The sequence below is a fragment of the Flavobacterium esculini genome, assembly GCF_048284325.1.
In the GTDB taxonomy this organism is placed as follows: Bacteria; Bacteroidota; Bacteroidia; order Flavobacteriales; family Flavobacteriaceae; genus Flavobacterium.
In genome coordinates, this window is sequence record NZ_JBLVPI010000004.1 from 220,866 (window position 1) to 237,920 (window position 17,055).

Here is a 17,055-nt window from a genome sequence, read left to right on the forward strand (position 1 = left end):
CGCCGTCATTTTAGAATTTTAAAAAACATTATTTAAAATAGAATTTCTACACGTCAAAAACCGATCTTGACAAATAATTATAAAAAAAGAGGCCTTTTTAAAGGGCCTCTAATTCAGACTTTGATTTGTTATTATCAGCTTGTATCTTTCGGTACAACTAACTATCAAATACGCTACTCTTTGCAGATAGCCATATTCAAGAACAAATCAAAACCATAATCAAAGATAACGCAAATTTAGTTTTAAACTACTCTAATAAAACACTTTAACGCTTAATTAACGCTGTGATTTTAGAATTTTAAAAACCACTATTTAAAATAAAATTTCTACACGTCAAAAACCGATCTTGACAAATAATTATAAAAAAAGAGGCCTTTTTAAAGGGCCTCTAATTCAGACTTTGATTTGTTATTATCAACTTATATCTTTCGGTACAACTAACTATTAAATACGCTACTCTTTGCAGATGGCCATATTCAAGAACAAATCAAAACCATACTCAAAGATAACGCAAATTTAGTTTCAAACTACTCTAATAAAACACTTTAACACTTAATTAACATCGTGATTTTAGAATTTTAAAAACACTATTTAAAATAAAATTTCCACTAGTCAAAAACCGATGTTGGTAAGTAACCACAAAAAAGGAGGCCTTTTTAAAGGGCCTCCGATTGTAGATTTTGATTCACCATTTATCAAATCATACCGTTCAGCATGAAATGACTATTTGAATAAGCTTCTCTTTTCAGATGGTTTTACCCAAGTGATTAATCAAAACCACACTCAAAGATACAACTTATGTCAATTCAAATAATTAAAAAACGACACTTTAACCATTAATTAACGTATTGTTTTTTAGCAGTTTAATCCATAATACATTTTTAAAATTCTAAATAAACTAGAGATTCCTATGACCCTAAAAATTTTGAACTGCTTTGACGGCATTCCAATGAAATAGTTAAAAAAATGTATCTTTGAAATCTAATTAAAACAAATAAAATGCAACTCGTTTTCGCTTCCAATAACAAAAATAAAATTCTGGAAATACAAAGTATGATTCCCGATTCAATCAAAATTCTAAGTTTAGAAAGCATTGGTTGTCATGAAGAAATTCCTGAAACAGCAGAAACCATTGAAGGCAATGCTATCTTAAAAGCAAATTATGTTACCCGCAACTATGGTTACGACTGCTTTGCTGATGACACCGGACTTGAAGTGGATTCTTTGAACGGAGAACCTGGAGTTTTTTCAGCACGATATGCAGGAGAACAGCGTAATGCCGATGATAATATGAATAAATTATTAGAGGCTTTATCAGATAAAAATAATAGAAAGGCACAATTCAGAACAGTGATTGCTTTGAATTTAAACGGAAAACAACATCTTTTTACAGGAGTCGCCCGGGGTGAAATTACTTTAGAAAAGACAGGTAATCAAGGATTTGGGTACGACGCTATTTTTAAACCTGAAGAATATCAGAAAACTTTCGCACAATTATCATTGGAAATAAAAAATAAAATTAGTCATAGAGGAAAAGCGACACTCCAACTAATAGACTTCCTGAAAGCAAATAAATAAATTTTCGCAATACTACATTTTTATAACAATATATCCGATTTTGAGTCGTAATTTCACATTGAATTATTAAAGCAAAATACATAAATTGTAAATAAAAAACATAACTTTCTGATAATCAATTTACAATAAATCATTAAATCTTAAAATAGCATTAGTTTATATGAATTATAAACAGTAATTTTGCACCCTATTTTAAAAATACATATGAATAAATTTGAACAATTAGGATTGAGTGAATCGTTACTGAAGGCGATTTTAGATCTAGGATTTGAAAATCCGACCGAAGTACAGGAGAAAGCGATTCCCCTATTATTGGAAAAAGACACAGATATGGTTGCGTTGGCTCAGACAGGGACAGGGAAAACGGCAGCTTTTGGTTTTCCAGTTATTCAGAAAATTGATGCCGACAACAGGAATACACAAGCATTAATTTTATCTCCAACACGCGAACTTTGTTTGCAGATTACCAACGAAATTAAAAACTACTCTAAATACGAAAAAGGTATTAATGTGGTAGCAGTTTACGGTGGAGCTAGCATAACAGATCAGGCGAGAGACATAAAGAGAGGCGCACAAATTATTGTGGCAACTCCAGGTAGAATGCAAGACATGATTAATAGAGGTTTGGTAAATATATCTCAAATCAACTATTGTATACTTGACGAAGCTGACGAAATGTTGAACATGGGTTTCTACGAAGATATCGTAAACATCCTTTCTACTACGCCAGACGAAAAAAACACATGGTTATTCTCTGCAACAATGCCTGCTGAAGTAGCACGTATTGGAAAACAATTCATGACTGACCCAATTGAAATTACAGTTGGAGCTAAAAACTCAGGTTCTGCTACCGTTTCTCACGAATTTTACCTTGTAAATGCGCGTGACCGTTACGAAGCTTTGAAACGTTTAGCGGATGCTAATCCAGACATTTTCTCAGTAGTTTTTTGTCGTACTAAAAGAGATACGCAAGCTGTTGCTGAAAAATTGGTTGAAGATGGATACAGTGCTGCTGCATTACACGGAGATTTATCTCAAGCGCAACGTGATGGCGTAATGAAATCTTTTAGAGGAAGACAAATCCAAATGCTTGTAGCTACTGATGTTGCTGCACGTGGAATTGACGTTGACAGCATTACTCACGTAGTGAATTATCAATTACCTGATGAAATTGAAACTTATAACCACCGTTCAGGTCGTACTGGTCGTGCTGGTAAATTAGGTACTTCTATTGTAATCGTAACTAAAAGTGAGTTGCGTAAGATTTCTTCAATTGAACGAATCATCAAACAAAAATTCGAAGAAAAAACAATCCCTTCTGGAATTGAAATCTGCGAAATCCAATTGTTACACTTAGCTAATAAAATTAAAGATACAGAAGTTGATCACGAAATTGACAACTATCTTCCTGCAATTAACAGCGTTCTTGAAGGTTTATCGAAAGAGGAATTAATCAAGAAAATGGTATCGGTTGAATTTAACCGTTTTATCAATTATTACAAGAAAACCAGAGATATTTCTAATCAAGCTTCAGGTTCTGAAAGACGTGAGCGTGATGATAGAGATGGTGCTCCAAGAGAAAATAACAATGGTGGTGCAACGAGATATTTTGTGAACATCGGTTCTAGAGATAACTTTGATTGGATGTCATTGAAAGATTACTTGAAAGAAACATTAGACTTAGGTCGTGATGACGTTTTCAAAGTAGACGTAAAAGAAGGTTTTTCTTTCTTTAACACTGATCCGGAACATACTGATAAAGTAATGGAAGTATTGAACAACGTACAATTAGAAGGACGTAGAATCAATGTTGAAATTTCTAAAAATGATGGTGGCGGAAGACGTGATCATAACGGAAGAAGTTCTGGTGGAAGTTTTGGAGGCGGAAGAAGTTCAGCTCCAAGAAGAGAAGGTAGTTTTGCTCCAAGAAGAGAAGGTTCTGGCGGTGGCGGATTTAGAAGCGACAGAAATTCAGCTCCTAGAGAAGGTGGATTTGGCGGAAGAAGCGATTCTAGAAGTGCTGCTCCAAGAAGAGAAGATGGTTTTTCATCTGACAGACCTAGAACTGAAGGTGCATCTGATAGAGCGCCTAGACGTTCTGAAAGCTTTGGTGATTCACCAAGACCAAGAAGACCAAGAAGAGACTAACATTTAGTTAATTTTCTTATAATTATATAGAGAAACTACAAAATATTTAATCCTCTTTTATTACTTTTAAAGTTTTAAATGAGTTTATGAAATATTTTGTAGTTTTCTTTTTTTTAGTACTATCTGCAACCGCTTTTGCACAAGTTATAGAACATTCCCAAAGAGTTAATGGTATTATTATCAACAACAATTCTAAGCTGCCTTTGTCTAATGTAAATATCATCAACATCAACAAAGTAAGAGGCGCCACTACCGATTCGAGAGGGTATTTCGAAATTGATGTACAACCAAACGATACTTTACATTTTACTATCTTAGGCTTCCAATCTTTAAGAGTTCGGGTTACAAATGACTGGATAAAAAATAAAAGCACGAAAATTCAACTTACCGAAAAAGCAATCGCATTAGAGGAAGTAGTCATCAGACCTTTCAATTTAACGGGATATCTCGAAGTTGATTCAAAATTAATTCCAACAAAAGAAAACTACCGTTATAGTATTTCCGGATTAACACAAGGTTATGAAGCAGGTGAATATTCTCCAAATGCCTTTGGAAGAGTACTTGGTTCTATCTTTAACCCAGCGGATATGCTTTATAACTTCTTTGGTAAAAACCCAAAGGAACTCAAAAAGCTAAAAGAAATGAAAAAGGATGATACGGTTCGAAATCTACTCGAATCTAAATTTGACAGAGAAACGATATCTGTACTTCTTGGTGTGGATAAAAATGAATTAGCCGAAATTTTGCAACGCTGTAATTACTCGGAAGCATTTATACAAACAGCAAATGATTTACAAATTATGGATGCCATAAGTGGCTGTTATGAAGAATATAAAATTCTGAAGAAAAAATAACATAACGTCTACAGGTTTAATCTAAAGACAATTCCAATCCTCAATTACAAAAGTAGTTGGGGATTTTTATTTTAAAATACTTAAATTTGGGTTTTAGCTAAAATTTAATTAATCCATTAAACATAATCCATGTCTGACATACCTTTTCAAGCCATAAATTGGGACAAAATAGAAAGAACAGAACATAGAGGGGAAACAGGAACCGCTTATTGGCAAACTTTGCAATTAGGAGGACTCCGAATTCGGAAAGTTATTTATTCTGACGGTTATTTAGCCGATCATTGGTGCCAAAAAGGACATATTGTACATTGTCTCGAAGGGACTTTTATTAGCGAAATGGAGAATGGAGAACAAACAAATCTATCTAAAGGAATGACTTATGTAGTTTCTGATGATTTAAGCTCTCATCGCTCTATTGTTACTAATGGAGTGGAATTACTAATCATCGACGGGGATTTTTTGAAATAATATTTAAAACAAATCAAAATATTATATACATTTACTTACATCAAAATTAAAAACAAAATTTAAATACCTACATCATGGCAAAAAGTCAAGACGCAAAGAAAACTTTGAAAAAAGAACCTTTAAAAACGGCAAAAGAAAAGAAAGAAGAAAAAAGAGATAAGAAAAACAGTCCTAAAAGAGACTAATTTTTAAAAATTTTCAGTCGCAGTCTCAGTTTTCAGTTATTCTTAATATCATAAGTAGGAACTGAAAACTGCGACTGAAAACTGAATACTATTTAACCGGAATATTGGCTAAAATTTCCAAAACAAATTTCCAAAATTTCTGAGAAGAAGAAATACTCGCTCTTTCATCTGGCGAATGCGCTCCGTGAATTGTCGGTCCAAAAGAAATCATATCCATGTCAGGATAATTAGTTCCCAGAATTCCACATTCTAATCCTGCGTGACAAGCCACAACTTTTGGTTTCTCGTTATTTTGTTTTTCGTAAATGGCAACCAGAACGTCTAGAATCTCCGAATTTACATTTGGAGTCCAGCCCGGATAAGAACCGGAAAGTTCCACTTCACAACCTACCAATTCGAAAGCGGAACGCAAAGAATTAGCCAAATCATATTTAGACGTTTCTACAGAAGAACGAGTCAAACATCCTATTGAAATTTCACCATCTTTGATGATTACTCTGGCAATATTATTAGAAGTCTCCACCAGATTTTCCATATCAGCACTCATGCGATACACTCCATTATGTGCTGCGTAAATTGCTCTGATAATTCCTTCCTGAACACCTAAATCCATTACTTTTTTTGGCAAATCGCATTTCACGATTTCGATAGTTAAGTTTGGTTCCGTAGTTTTAAATTCATTTTTGATATCATTAATGATTTCTTGCATATCAAAAATATAAGCTTCGTCAAACATTTCGGAAATAATTACTGTAGCAACACTTTCTCTTGGAATAGCGTTACGTAAACTTCCTCCATTGATTTCCACTACTTGCAAACCGAAGTTTTCAAAAGCATCAAATAACAAACGGTTCATTATTTTATTGACATTACCCAAACCTTTATGGATATCCATACCTGAATGCCCGCCCTTCAATCCTTTTACAGTGATAATATGTCCAACAGACCCTTCCGGAACTTCTTCTTCATGATAACTTCTTGTAGCCGTTACATCGATTCCTCCGGCGCAACCAATGTCAATTTCATCATCCTCTTCTGTATCTAAATTCAACAGGATTTGACCTTGAAGAATGCCTCCTTTTAGATTTAAAGCGCCAGTCATTCCAGTTTCTTCATCAATTGTAAACAAGGCTTCAATAGCAGGATGCGGAATCTCTTTACTTTCTAAAATCGCCATAATTGCGGCAACTCCAAGACCGTTATCAGCACCAAGTGTAGTTCCGCGCGCGCGAACCCAGTCTCCATCCACATACATATCTATCCCTTGTGTATCAAAATCAAAAACGGTATCTGCATTTTTTTGATGCACCATATCCAAATGGCCTTGAATCACAATCGCTTTACGGTTTTCCATTCCTGGAGTAGCCGGTTTACGAATAATAACATTCCTGATTTCATCTTCAAAAGTTTCCAATCCCAGACTGTTTCCGAAATTTTTCATAAACTCAATTACACGCTCTTCTTTTTTAGAAGGACGGGGCACCGCGTTTAAATCGGCAAACTTGTTCCAAAGTACTTTTGGTTCCAAATTTCTTATTTCTTGACTCATTTATTTTTGTTTGAGGTTTACCATTTACAAGCCCCAAAGTTACAAAGTTTAAATTCTTTTCGATACTAATTGATATTGTAATTATCTTTACATATTCAAAGTTCATCCAGTGAAACCAAAATATTTTCTTTCCTTCTTTCTTTTAGTACAAATACTGTTTTTGCAGATTATTCCTTTTTTTCCAGAATATGTCGAGCAATTTTACAGCAATGGCTTATATCCTATTATTGCTACATTTTCGAGAATTGTTTTTGGCACAATTCCTTTTTCTGTGGGTGATTTCATTTATTTCATTGTAATTTCACTTATATTAATATGGTTTTGGAACAAACGAAAATCCTGGAAACAAGCTTGGAAAAACAACATTCTGTCTATTTTAAGTTATCTTTCCGTTTTTTATTTTTTATTCCATATTCTTTGGGCTTTCAATTATCACCGACAACCACTTTTTGAGAAAATGGCAATTAAAAAAGAGTATTCGGATGCTGATTTATTGGCTTTCACCAAAAAATTAATCATTAAAACTAACGCTGTTCAAGGTCAGATTACAAAAAACGACAGTTTAAAAGTGGTCTTCCCTTACTCGCAAGAACAGGTTTTTGAAATGAATTTAAATGGTTATAAAAACCTATCCAATCAATACCCCTATTTTACTTATAGTCATTTGAGTACTAAAAAATCGATTCTCAGTTTGCCTTTGGCTTATATGGGTTTTGGCGGCTATTTGAATCCGTTCACAAATGAAGCCCAAGTAAATTATCTTGGACCTATGTATAGTTTTCCAATGACAACCAATCACGAAATGGCTCATCAAATGGGCTATGCCAGTGAAAGCGAATGTAATTTTATTGGATTTTTAGCCTCAGTAAAAAACAACAATTTATACTTTCAATATTCTGGATACAGCATGGCTTTACGCTATTGTTTAAGCAATTGGCAAATTCGAAATGAAAAAGTATTTAAACAATTGCTAAAAACTGTTCATCCGGGAATTTTGAAGAACTACAAAGAAAGTGACCATTTCTGGAAGCAATATGAAACCCCTATTGAAACTGGTTTTCATGCTTTTTATGACAATTTCCTGAAATTAAACCAACAAAAAGATGGCATGGAAGGATATAGTAAATTTGTGAATTTGATGGTGAATTATTATAAAAAAGACAATCGACTATAAACGTGAACCGCTTATAGCCTATTTCTTTTATAAGTTTTTATCTGAATTATATTTTTTCAAGCAACAATCCTGTAGCTGTAAGTCCTGGCCCAAATGCCATTGCAACAACTTTTGTTCCTGATTTTATGTTGGAATCATTTACAATTTCATTAAAAATATGAGGAATCGTTGCCGAAGACATATTTCCCAGGCGGCGTAAAATTTCATAAGACCAAATTGCTTGGTCTTTAGACAATCCAACGGCATCTATAACATAATCTATGATTTTTGGTCCTCCAGGATGTATTGCAAAATGCATGTTGTCTTTATGTTCTTCAAGATCTACACCTCCTTTTTTGCAAAGCGTAGTCAAAAACGGTTTGATATTTTTACGAATAAAAACGGGAACGCGTTTGGAGAGTGTCATTAAAAAATTATATTCCCCTAAATCCCAAGACATGTCCTCTAATGAATCAGGAATAATTACCTCATGAGCCGCGACAATTCGCAATCCTTTTTTCTCCGGAAATGCATCATCTTGCATAAATGATTCCTCATCGAATAAAGAATATCCTATGAATCCATCTGCAAAAAGGGAGCAAATCATGGTATTTGAATTAGAAAACTCAACTAAATTTAAATGGGCCGACAATAATTCCGTGTGAACTATATCTACTCTCCCTTTAGTTTCGCTAGAGCATAGCAAACTTCTGCCGGTACGAATTGCTGGAAAAGCACCGTAACATCCCATATGATAGGAATGAGTAACTTGAACCGTTTCCCAATCTCTTTCAATAACGGCTTCCTGAGCAACACTGGGAGAAGAATAACCGGAACAAGTAACATGAATTAAATTTTCAGGGCTCGAAATTGTATTTGAATAAAACTCATCAAAAACATATCCCATTTTTCTTTTAAACCATTCCATCCGAACCTCTATTTTAGGTCCAGAAAGATTTCCAGGTTTAATTTCAAAACCGACAGGTAAATGGTATTCAGAAGGCAAAGTAATATCCATTTCATTTTCAATAAAATTATCCACATCTTCAAAAATCAAAATTTGTCTGCTATTGATACTTTCTGAAGAAACCGAATACTTATCTACATGCTCAGATATAGACTCAAAACTTGCAGGCTCAACACCATCATTCTTTGAAATACCCGATTGTGGGTGATTTTGAAAATAGTAATAGAGAAATTTTGTGTACTGATTGAGCTTTGTTTGATCTATTAATTTTCCCACCAAAATGGGATGAAAATTGGAAAGGATAACATTTTTCATTAAGTATAACTTTGTTTATTTTTATAAAATTAATTTAAATTTTATTCGAAAAACAATGTCAATAATTTGTTAAAATTACAAAAACGTAAATGCTTGATTTACAAATACTTAGAAAAGCCATATTTTTGTTAAAATACTATAAATCAATACATTGTAAGAATGATTTTACATCAAAAAAAAGCACTGATTATCATGCCTGTAAGAATGCCATCACAACTTTTTAATATTAAATTTTAAAGTAATAATCGCTAATTACGATAGTGTTTAATTTGCACACAAGAAGCATTTTCTAAATTTATTTCAGTTCCCGATTTTTTCAACAGACCCGTAACTAAATTTCGTTTAAAAACGACTACATTACCACTTGTTTGATTCGCTGCTATCAAGAACTTTCCAGTAGAATCAATAGTAAATATCCGTGGAGTTTTACCAAAAGTAGATTGATACCCTACTGTTTTTAAAGTACCATTGCTTTCTATAGAAAATATTGCAATATTATTTTCTTCCCCACGATTAGAAGCATATAGAAAACGTCCATCAGGTGAAATGTGAATATCTCCACTACTAAACCCTTCTTTTAATGCATCAGTATGGGTATTAATTCTTTGAATTGGATCTAATTTTCCATTCCCATAGGCATAAACACTTATGGTCCCACTGATTTCTTCAATGCAATAAGCAAATTTCCCGTCAGGATGAAATGTAAAATGTCTTGGTCCGCTTCCTAATGTGGTTTGCGTAAAAGGATATTGATTTTCTGAAAGTGGTTGTTTTTTAGTAGAATTAAATCGATAACTTCTAATTTTATCGGCACCTAAATCAGGTAAAAACACAAAATCATAATTCGGAGAAAATACCGCCGAATGTATGTGGGAACGCTCTTGCCTTTCCTTGTTAATACTGCCTTCTGAATAGGAAAAATTTTGAACAATTGGATTTATTTTACCACCTGCAGTTATTGGATAAACAGAAACACTTCCTTGAGTATAGTTAGCATTAACGAGCCATTTTCCATTTTTATGAACCGAAAGATATACTGGGTTTTCACCACCACTTTTTTGACTGTTAATAAATGTTAGCGTCTTCTTTTTAGGTTTGAATTCAAAACTACTGACACTTCCTGCATTTGGTGTTCTTGTTTCTGTACAGACAAAAACATATTTTCCATTTGGAGACACTGTTAAATAGGAAGGGTTTAGTATATTTTTGACAGTTGTAATTTTCTTTAAATTACCCGTCATTGTATCTAATTGAAATACATATATTCCTTCTTTATTTTTATCCGAATTATAAGAACCTACAAATACATAACTATTTTGCGAATAGCAATTAAAGCTAACAAATAATGTAAAGAAGAAAGTTGCAATAGTTTTAACCATTTTTGATTTGAAATATAAGAATTTAGAATCACCTCTAAAATCGATTTTTTTTACACCTCATCACTCGTAAAAGTCGTGAAACTTTTCTTTTTGTACGGGCGGATAATTAATCGTCCTTCCCGGTCAAAACGAATGTAGTTGTACACCCAATTCAAGAAAACTACCGCCTTGTTTTTGAAGCCAATAAGCGAGAACAAATGGACAAACATCCAGACAAACCAGGCAAAAACGCCACTGAAATGGTATTTTGGCAAATCGACTACCGCTTTATTTCTTCCTATGGTTGCCATGGAGCCCTTGTCATTGTATTCAAAAGCTTCCATGGGTTGTTTTCTAATTAAATTAATTATGTTTTCTCCCAACAATTTCCCTTGTTGCATAGCAGGTTGTGCCATCATGGGATGTCCTTGCGGATACGCTTCGGTTTCCATGGATGCAATATCGCCCAAGGCAAAAATATTGTCATAGCCTACTACTTGATTGTATTTGTTTACTCGAATACGCTCTACTTTTTCGATCAAGGATTCAGCGTCCAAACCCGCAACTATAGCACCTTGTACACCCGCAGTCCAGATTACCGTGGCAGTTTCAAATGTCAAATCAGAATTGGTTATTATCGTTCGTCCGTCATAATTAGTAACACGCACGTTTTTCCAGATTTTCACCCCCAAACTTGTTAGAAATTTTTCGGCGGCTTGTGAGGAATCCTCGCTCATCGTGTTTAGAATTCTGTCGCCACTTTGTATTAGGTTAATTTCCATTTTGGCAATATCAAGATCGGGATAATCTTTTTGCAAGATGGCTTTTTTCATTTCAGCCAAAGCGCCAGCCAGCTCTACTCCCGTTGGTCCACCACCAACGAGTACAAAATTAATAAGGCTATTTCGTTCGGCTATATCAGTGGTTAAAACGGCTTGTTCGAAATTTTCGAGAATAAGACTGCGAATATTGAGCGATTGTGGTATGGTTTTCATAGACATACTGTTGCGCTCTATTTCTTTGTTGCCAAAATAATTAGTTTTGGAACCCGTCGCTATAACGAGATAATCATAACTCAGTTCCCCGATTTCAGCAATCACTTTTTGGTTTTTAGTATCAATTTCTGCTACAGTAGTCAATCTAAAATAGACATCATCGTATTCCTGAATTACTTTCCGGATAGGATACGCGATGGAACCCGCTTCGAGTCCGCCAGTCGCTACTTGATACAATAGGGGTTGAAAAGTATGGTAGTTGTGTTTGTCCAAAAGAACAACTTGGACATCTTTATTTTTTAGTTTTCTGGCCAGTGCAAGTCCTGCAAAGCCTCCTCCTATGATGACTATTCTGGGTAAAGCTGAATCAGGGATGTTCATATTTAAAAAGTTCTGAATTGTTGGTACTCAAAGATACAATGTTTTACAACCTTGAATTCTAACAATTATTATCAAAATTTTTGTTTTTGGAAAAAGTTCTTTAGAAATCTAAACATGTCAATTAGCCCCGATGGCAATGGAAATCCTTTCTAGTCCTGATTTTTTTTCAGGACTGGAAAGATTGCAATGCACAGCGGGAGGAATCATTATCATGGATGCTAAAATTTGTGCTTCCAGAAAAAAAAGGCTACTTTGTAACAAAATCTATCTTTGGATTACTAACGTATATATGAGTGATAATTTAGAACATTCTTTTGTAAAACAGTTGCAGGAAAATCAGAATATAATCCACAAAATTTGTAGATTGTATACTAATGGCGATGATGCACACAAGGATTTGTTCCAGGAAATCACGATTCAGCTCTGGAAAGCATTTCCAAAATTTAGGGGTGACAGTAAATTTTCGACTTGGGCCTATCGGGTGGCTTTGAATACTGCAATCACTTTATACCGAAAAACCAAGCGATCCATAAGTACCATTGAGTTTGAAGGGCGGCAACATTTTTTGAAAGATGTTGAGTATAATTATGAGGAAGAGGAGCAGATAAAGCTCCTGTATAAGGCGGTTTACCAGCTGAATGATATTGAAAAAGCACTGGTTTTTATGTATCTGGAAGACAAAGATTATACCGAAATAGCCGAGACATTAGGAATTAGTGAAGTGAATGCCCGAGTGAAAATGAATAGAATAAAGGGGAAATTAAAAAAAATATTAAATCCATTAGGAGTATGAAAGAGCTGGATTTATTAAAAAAAGATTGGCAGAAGAATGATAATTCTTTTGAACAAGTTTCGGAAATAGAGATTTACAAAATGATTCATAAAAAATCATCTTCGATAGTGAGATGGATTTTGATCATCAGTATTTTGGAGGTTTTATTGTGGACATCAATTAGTGTCCTTTTTAATTCGGATGATTATTTAAAAAAAATCAAGCACGATGAGTTAATCCAATATTTTGAGGCATTAACTATTTTAAATTATGGCGTGATATTGGTTTTTATCTATTTATTTTATAAAAACTACATCTTGATTTCGACAACGGCATCCACAAAACAGTTGATGAAAGACATTCTAAAAACCCGAAAAACAGTCCAATATTATGTTTGGTATAATCTTGCCATGATTGTTTTTAGCCTAATTATTGGTTTTGTGATTGCCTTTTCTTACAATCCTGATGTAAGTATTTTGAAGGATAAAATTGCCAACGACGGAAAGATAATGGTTCTCACGATAGGCATTCTAATTTTGACTATCGCTGTATTTTTTGGGATATTCTGGTTGTTTTACAGGTTATTGTATGGAATCTTATTAAGAAAATTGTACGCTAATTATAAAGAATTAAAAAAAATAGATTTGTAATTCTAAAAAAGAGTTCGCAATGAACTCTTTTTTATTTATTAATATTCCCAACGACGGGTTTTATTCAATTCTTCCTGTTCTTTAATTATTTCGGCTGGAATAACTTTTAAAAACGAAGGATGTTGTTCAATAGCATATTCTACTTTTTCAACGATTTCATCAATTGTATCGGTATCGTAATCAATATCCAAAGGTTCTTTTATGATAAAGGACTGCAGGATTCCTTTCTTTTTCATCCGTAATCCTTTTTTATCAAACGAACGCCGGAAACCATCAATAACAATAGGAACAACAATGGGTCTATGTTGTTTGATAATATGAGCCGTTCCTTTTCGAACGGGTTTGAACGATTTTGTAGTTCCTTGCGGAAAAGTGATTACCCAGCCATCTTTTAGTGCTATTTTGATATTTTCAGTATCATCCGGATTTATATCTTTCTTTTCTTGAACATCGACTCCCTTAGCACGCCAGGTCCGTTCTACCGAAATTGCTCCTGCATAGGCCAAAATTCTTGGTAATAATCCGGCTTGCATCGTTTCTTTGGCGGCGACATAATAAATATTCATTTTGGGCTGCCAGAGGTAACATACGTTTTTGATTGTATCATCACGCCCGCTTAAACTAGCATTAAAGACATGAAACATAGCCACTACATCGGCAAAATAGGTTTGATGATTGGAAATAAATAATACATTGGTATCCGGTAAATTTCTGATAATTTCAGACCCCTCAATTTGTAATTCATTAAATCCTCTATAGCGTCTATGCGTAATGGCTCCGAAGATTCGGATCAGCCATTTTTTTATAAATAGTATGTGCCCAAAAGGATTTCTCTTAAACAATCCCATAAAATTGTGTGTTTTTTTTTGTGAATTTGGATTACAAACGTACGAAAATTATATTTGTCGACAGTAGTCGTTTTTATGTGAACTAAATTAAAAAAAAATCAATTAAACAACTTTTTCTTACCTCATACCTTCTTTCAAAACATCTTTCAATTCACTCAACATCATAGCTGTAGCGCCCCAAACAATGTGTTGCTCAATTTTGAAAGCCGGAACAGTAATTTTACCGGCATAAGAAGTGACCATTTCAGCACTAATAATTATTTCATCACTTAAAAAAACCGACAATGGCAATTCAATTATATCTGCCACTTCGTTATAGTCGGGAATAAAACGGATTTCGGCTCTGCTAATTCCTAAAAAAGGATGTACTATAAAATTACTTGGCGGAATATACAATGCTGTAAAAGGCTTGATAATTTCTATGTCTCTGGGAAGAATCCCTATTTCCTCATGAGTTTCCCGCAAAGCCGTATTTGCAAAAACGGTATCTTCCGGTTCAAATTTGCCTCCAGGAAATGCTATTTGCGAAGAATGGGTCCCATCATACGAACTTCTTACAATTAGTACCAAATGCGTTCTTCCTTTTTTAGGGTAGAACAACATCATGACTGCTGCTTTTCTTGAATTTGTATTATCAAACATTCCATTTTTCAGAGCATCTATCCGCTCGAGAGGCGCCATTTTAATGTGCGCTTCAAATGCAGGGAGTTTTGCTTGGGCAAAATTGGGAACATATTTTAAAAAATCTTGAAAATCCATAATCAAAGTCTATTTTTGCATACCAAAAGATCTTATAAATATAGTTTAGAAAATAACGTTTAGCAAATTTTCTAAAATCAAATCAAATAAATAAAAATGTACAGTAAAGAAGAAACTCAAAAATTAAAACGAGAATTCTGGGTCACATTCGCAGAAAAATACCCTCGAAAATGGGTTCTATACGATACCAAAATAAAGGATTTCTCTTTCAAGTTTTATGTAGATAATAAAAAAGCCCAAGTTTTAATAGATATTGAGCATCGTAACGATGAAAAACGAATTGCCTATTTTGAAAAAATAGAAGCATTAAAAAACATTTTGGAAGACGAATTCATAAAAGATTTGGTTTTCGAAAAAGACTATACTCTAGAAAACGGTAAAACTATCAGTCGCATTTGGGTTGAAAAATTAGGCGTCGGTGTAAGCAATCGCAACTATTGGGATGAAATTTTTGATTTCTATCAGGAGAAAATGAATGCTCTGGAATTATTCTATAGGGAGTATGATGAATTTATAAAAGATATTGAGAAAATTTAGGGCGTGACCCGTTGAGAAAACGGGTCGGGCTGTACGTTACAAGTCCTCGCTCTTCCTTTGTCAGGCTGTGGGCTTTTCACTACCATCCCTCACGCAACATAACAAAATCACAATTCTATTTTACCGAATTCAAATTGACATAAAAAAATCTGCTTAAAGCGGATTGTTCATTACATATTGAAAATATTATAAACTACAATTCTATCATCATAATTGATGTACAGTTGTTTCCTATTGTCTTGTTTTTTTCGGGTAATGATGGAAAGTGTACAATCATCTCCATTATTGTCTTTACAAGTGAATGAATAAACTATATCGGTCTCATTCTCTTCTGTGGCTTGATACTCTATAATTTCAAACAATTGAATAACTTGGGAATAAATTACAATTCTGTTTTTATTGGTGTCCAAAGTGACTAAAATATTAACCAAACCCAAATCAGACCATTTTCCCCATTTTCCATTTTCTTTTTTTTCTAAAACACTAAAACCTGAAGTTTTAAACTTATAGTTTTGGCTGTAGGAATATTGCAGACCTAACATAAAAAGCAACATTACAACTATTTTTTTCTTTGTCATTATTTAAAAATCAAAATTCATTACTTCTCTTATAGCCTTTTCAAAATCAGCTATCATTTCTTCAACGATAGCTCCCGCCGGTTTTATCTCGTGAATTAATCCCGCCACTTGGCCTATTTCTAATTCTCCTTCGATTAAATCACCCTCAAACATACCCCGTTTTGCTCTCGCTCTTCCTAACAAACTGATTAAATCTTCTTTTGTGGCGCACTTTTCATACAAATACTGAACATCCTGATAAAATTTATTTTTAATCAATCGAACAGGAGCGAGCTCTTTCAAGGTCAATTGCGTATCGCCTTCTTTAACATTTATAATTGTTTCCTTAAAATTTTCATGTGCAGATGATTCTACCGAAGCAGCAAATCTACTTCCTACCTGAACTCCGTCTGCTCCTAATACCATAGCGGCAAGCATGCCACGACCGGTAGCAATACCTCCGGCAGCGATCAACGGAATGGTAATTTTTTCTTTCACCATGGGAATTAAAGTAAAAGTAGTAGTTTCCTCTCTTCCGTTATGTCCTCCTGCTTCAAATCCTTCGGCAACTATGGCGTCAACACCTGCATCCTGAGCTTTCAATGCAAAAACAGAACTACTGACCACATGTACTACCGTTATGCCATTTCCTTTCAAATGAGAAGTCCATATTTTTGGATTTCCAGCTGATGTAAAAACGATTTTTACTTCTTCATCAACAATAATTTTCATGATTTCTTCCATGTTGGGATACAACATCGGAATATTTACTCCAAAAGGTTTTGAAGTTGCTTTTTTACATTTTTGAATGTGTTCCCGCAAGACTTCAGGATACATAGAACCCGCTCCTATCAATCCTAAACCTCCCGCATTACTCACCGCACTTGCTAATTTATAACCGCTATTCCAAATCATTCCTCCTTGAATAATTGGATATTTAATTTTGAAAAGCTCCGTGATTTTATTCATGTGCTATGTGAT

General features: G+C 34.0%; 16 protein-coding genes. 8 read left to right on the forward strand and 8 right to left on the reverse strand.

Annotation, left to right across the window (positions count from 1 at the left end; translation table 11 throughout):
* Positions 1-999 precede the first annotated feature (999 nt).
* From ACNQGG_RS05560 to ACNQGG_RS05575, 4 genes are all read left to right on the forward strand, one after another.
* Positions 1,000-1,578, forward strand: a complete 579-nt coding sequence (locus ACNQGG_RS05560; RefSeq protein WP_417962035.1) for a non-canonical purine NTP diphosphatase — start codon at positions 1,000-1,002, stop codon at positions 1,576-1,578.
* A gap of 204 nt (positions 1,579-1,782) precedes the next feature.
* A complete protein-coding gene (locus ACNQGG_RS05565; RefSeq protein WP_417962036.1) occupies positions 1,783-3,726 on the forward strand; it encodes a DEAD/DEAH box helicase in 1,944 nt (647 codons plus the stop codon).
* 86 nt (positions 3,727-3,812) lie between these two features.
* On the forward strand, positions 3,813-4,580 hold the full coding sequence (locus tag ACNQGG_RS05570) for a carboxypeptidase-like regulatory domain-containing protein (protein WP_416857843.1): 768 nt from the start codon (positions 3,813-3,815) through the stop codon (positions 4,578-4,580).
* Positions 4,581-4,709: 129 nt separating this feature from the next.
* A complete protein-coding gene (locus ACNQGG_RS05575) occupies positions 4,710-5,048 on the forward strand; it encodes a DHCW motif cupin fold protein (protein ID WP_417962037.1) in 339 nt (112 codons plus the stop codon).
* Positions 5,049-5,321: 273 nt separating this feature from the next.
* Here ACNQGG_RS05575 and ACNQGG_RS05580 read toward each other — a convergent pair whose 3' ends face one another.
* Entirely contained in the window at positions 5,322-6,782 is a 1,461-nt protein-coding gene (locus tag ACNQGG_RS05580; protein ID WP_417962038.1) for an aminoacyl-histidine dipeptidase, read from the reverse strand.
* Positions 6,783-6,891: 109 nt separating this feature from the next.
* Between ACNQGG_RS05580 and ACNQGG_RS05585 the strand changes: the two genes are divergently transcribed.
* Entirely contained in the window at positions 6,892-7,956 is a 1,065-nt protein-coding gene (locus ACNQGG_RS05585; protein WP_417962039.1) for a DUF3810 domain-containing protein, read from the forward strand.
* Positions 7,957-8,002: 46 nt separating this feature from the next.
* On the opposite strand, the gene ACNQGG_RS05590 is transcribed toward ACNQGG_RS05585, so the two are convergent.
* The 3 genes from ACNQGG_RS05590 to ACNQGG_RS05600 all read right to left on the reverse strand — a co-directional run bounded on the left by ACNQGG_RS05590 (position 8,003) and on the right by ACNQGG_RS05600 (position 11,951).
* A complete protein-coding gene (locus ACNQGG_RS05590) occupies positions 8,003-9,217 on the reverse strand; it encodes a 3-oxoacyl-[acyl-carrier-protein] synthase III C-terminal domain-containing protein (protein ID WP_417962040.1) in 1,215 nt (404 codons plus the stop codon).
* Between the two features lie 248 nt (positions 9,218-9,465).
* Positions 9,466-10,596, reverse strand: a complete 1,131-nt coding sequence (locus tag ACNQGG_RS05595) for a lactonase family protein (RefSeq protein ID WP_417962041.1) — start codon at positions 10,594-10,596, stop codon at positions 9,466-9,468.
* Between the two features lie 50 nt (positions 10,597-10,646).
* Positions 10,647-11,951 carry an NAD(P)/FAD-dependent oxidoreductase gene (locus ACNQGG_RS05600; RefSeq protein ID WP_417962042.1) on the reverse strand — a complete coding sequence of 435 codons (1,305 nt, stop codon included), beginning with the start codon at positions 11,949-11,951 and terminating at the stop codon, positions 10,647-10,649.
* A 289-nt stretch (positions 11,952-12,240) separates the two neighbouring features.
* Between ACNQGG_RS05600 and ACNQGG_RS05605 the strand changes: the two genes are divergently transcribed.
* On the forward strand, positions 12,241-12,744 hold the full coding sequence (locus tag ACNQGG_RS05605) for an RNA polymerase sigma factor (protein ID WP_416857836.1): 504 nt from the start codon (positions 12,241-12,243) through the stop codon (positions 12,742-12,744).
* Positions 12,741-13,373: a hypothetical protein gene (locus ACNQGG_RS05610; RefSeq protein ID WP_417962043.1), complete on the forward strand. Its 633-nt coding sequence runs from the start codon at positions 12,741-12,743 to the stop codon at positions 13,371-13,373. Before ACNQGG_RS05605 ends, ACNQGG_RS05610 begins: the two co-directional genes overlap by 4 nt.
* 38 nt (positions 13,374-13,411) lie before the next feature.
* Here ACNQGG_RS05610 and ACNQGG_RS05615 read toward each other — a convergent pair whose 3' ends face one another.
* Together ACNQGG_RS05615 and ACNQGG_RS05620 are read right to left on the reverse strand one after the other, a co-directional pair.
* Complete coding sequence (locus ACNQGG_RS05615) at positions 13,412-14,221, reverse strand: lysophospholipid acyltransferase family protein (RefSeq protein ID WP_417962044.1); 810 nt, start codon at positions 14,219-14,221, stop codon at positions 13,412-13,414.
* Positions 14,222-14,338: 117 nt separating this feature from the next.
* A complete protein-coding gene (locus tag ACNQGG_RS05620; RefSeq protein ID WP_417962045.1) occupies positions 14,339-14,980 on the reverse strand; it encodes an NUDIX hydrolase in 642 nt (213 codons plus the stop codon).
* A 96-nt stretch (positions 14,981-15,076) separates the two neighbouring features.
* Between ACNQGG_RS05620 and ACNQGG_RS05625 the strand changes: the two genes are divergently transcribed.
* Positions 15,077-15,517, forward strand: coding sequence for a DUF4268 domain-containing protein (locus tag ACNQGG_RS05625; RefSeq protein WP_417962046.1), 441 nt, complete (start codon positions 15,077-15,079; stop codon positions 15,515-15,517).
* Positions 15,518-15,687: 170 nt separating this feature from the next.
* Here ACNQGG_RS05625 and ACNQGG_RS05630 read toward each other — a convergent pair whose 3' ends face one another.
* On the reverse strand, positions 15,688-16,095 hold the full coding sequence (locus tag ACNQGG_RS05630) for a hypothetical protein (protein WP_417962047.1): 408 nt from the start codon (positions 16,093-16,095) through the stop codon (positions 15,688-15,690).
* Positions 16,096-16,098: 3 nt separating this feature from the next.
* Entirely contained in the window at positions 16,099-17,043 is a 945-nt protein-coding gene (locus ACNQGG_RS05635; protein ID WP_417962048.1) for an NAD(P)H-dependent flavin oxidoreductase, read from the reverse strand.
* Positions 17,044-17,055 lie beyond the last annotated feature (12 nt).

Bases quoted from the DNA above. Each gene is read 5' to 3' on its own strand.
- ACNQGG_RS05560 (WP_417962035.1), top strand. From the start codon at position 1,000: ATGCAACTCGTTTTCGCTTCCAATAACAAAAATAAAATTCTGGAAATA.
- ACNQGG_RS05565 (WP_417962036.1), top strand. From the start codon at position 1,783: ATGAATAAATTTGAACAATTAGGATTGAGTGAATCGTTACTGAAGGCG.
- ACNQGG_RS05570 (WP_416857843.1), top strand. From the start codon at position 3,813: ATGAAATATTTTGTAGTTTTCTTTTTTTTAGTACTATCTGCAACCGCT.
- ACNQGG_RS05575 (WP_417962037.1), top strand. From the start codon at position 4,710: ATGTCTGACATACCTTTTCAAGCCATAAATTGGGACAAAATAGAAAGA.
- ACNQGG_RS05580 (WP_417962038.1), bottom strand. From the start codon at position 6,782: ATGAGTCAAGAAATAAGAAATTTGGAACCAAAAGTACTTTGGAACAAG.
- ACNQGG_RS05590 (WP_417962040.1), bottom strand. From the start codon at position 9,217: ATGAAAAATGTTATCCTTTCCAATTTTCATCCCATTTTGGTGGGAAAA.
- ACNQGG_RS05595 (WP_417962041.1), bottom strand. From the start codon at position 10,596: ATGGTTAAAACTATTGCAACTTTCTTCTTTACATTATTTGTTAGCTTT.
- ACNQGG_RS05600 (WP_417962042.1), bottom strand. From the start codon at position 11,951: ATGAACATCCCTGATTCAGCTTTACCCAGAATAGTCATCATAGGAGGA.
- ACNQGG_RS05605 (WP_416857836.1), top strand. From the start codon at position 12,241: ATGAGTGATAATTTAGAACATTCTTTTGTAAAACAGTTGCAGGAAAAT.
- ACNQGG_RS05610 (WP_417962043.1), top strand. From the start codon at position 12,741: ATGAAAGAGCTGGATTTATTAAAAAAAGATTGGCAGAAGAATGATAAT.
- ACNQGG_RS05615 (WP_417962044.1), bottom strand. From the start codon at position 14,221: ATGGGATTGTTTAAGAGAAATCCTTTTGGGCACATACTATTTATAAAA.
- ACNQGG_RS05620 (WP_417962045.1), bottom strand. From the start codon at position 14,980: ATGGATTTTCAAGATTTTTTAAAATATGTTCCCAATTTTGCCCAAGCA.
- ACNQGG_RS05625 (WP_417962046.1), top strand. From the start codon at position 15,077: ATGTACAGTAAAGAAGAAACTCAAAAATTAAAACGAGAATTCTGGGTC.
- ACNQGG_RS05630 (WP_417962047.1), bottom strand. From the start codon at position 16,095: ATGACAAAGAAAAAAATAGTTGTAATGTTGCTTTTTATGTTAGGTCTG.
- ACNQGG_RS05635 (WP_417962048.1), bottom strand. From the start codon at position 17,043: ATGAATAAAATCACGGAGCTTTTCAAAATTAAATATCCAATTATTCAA.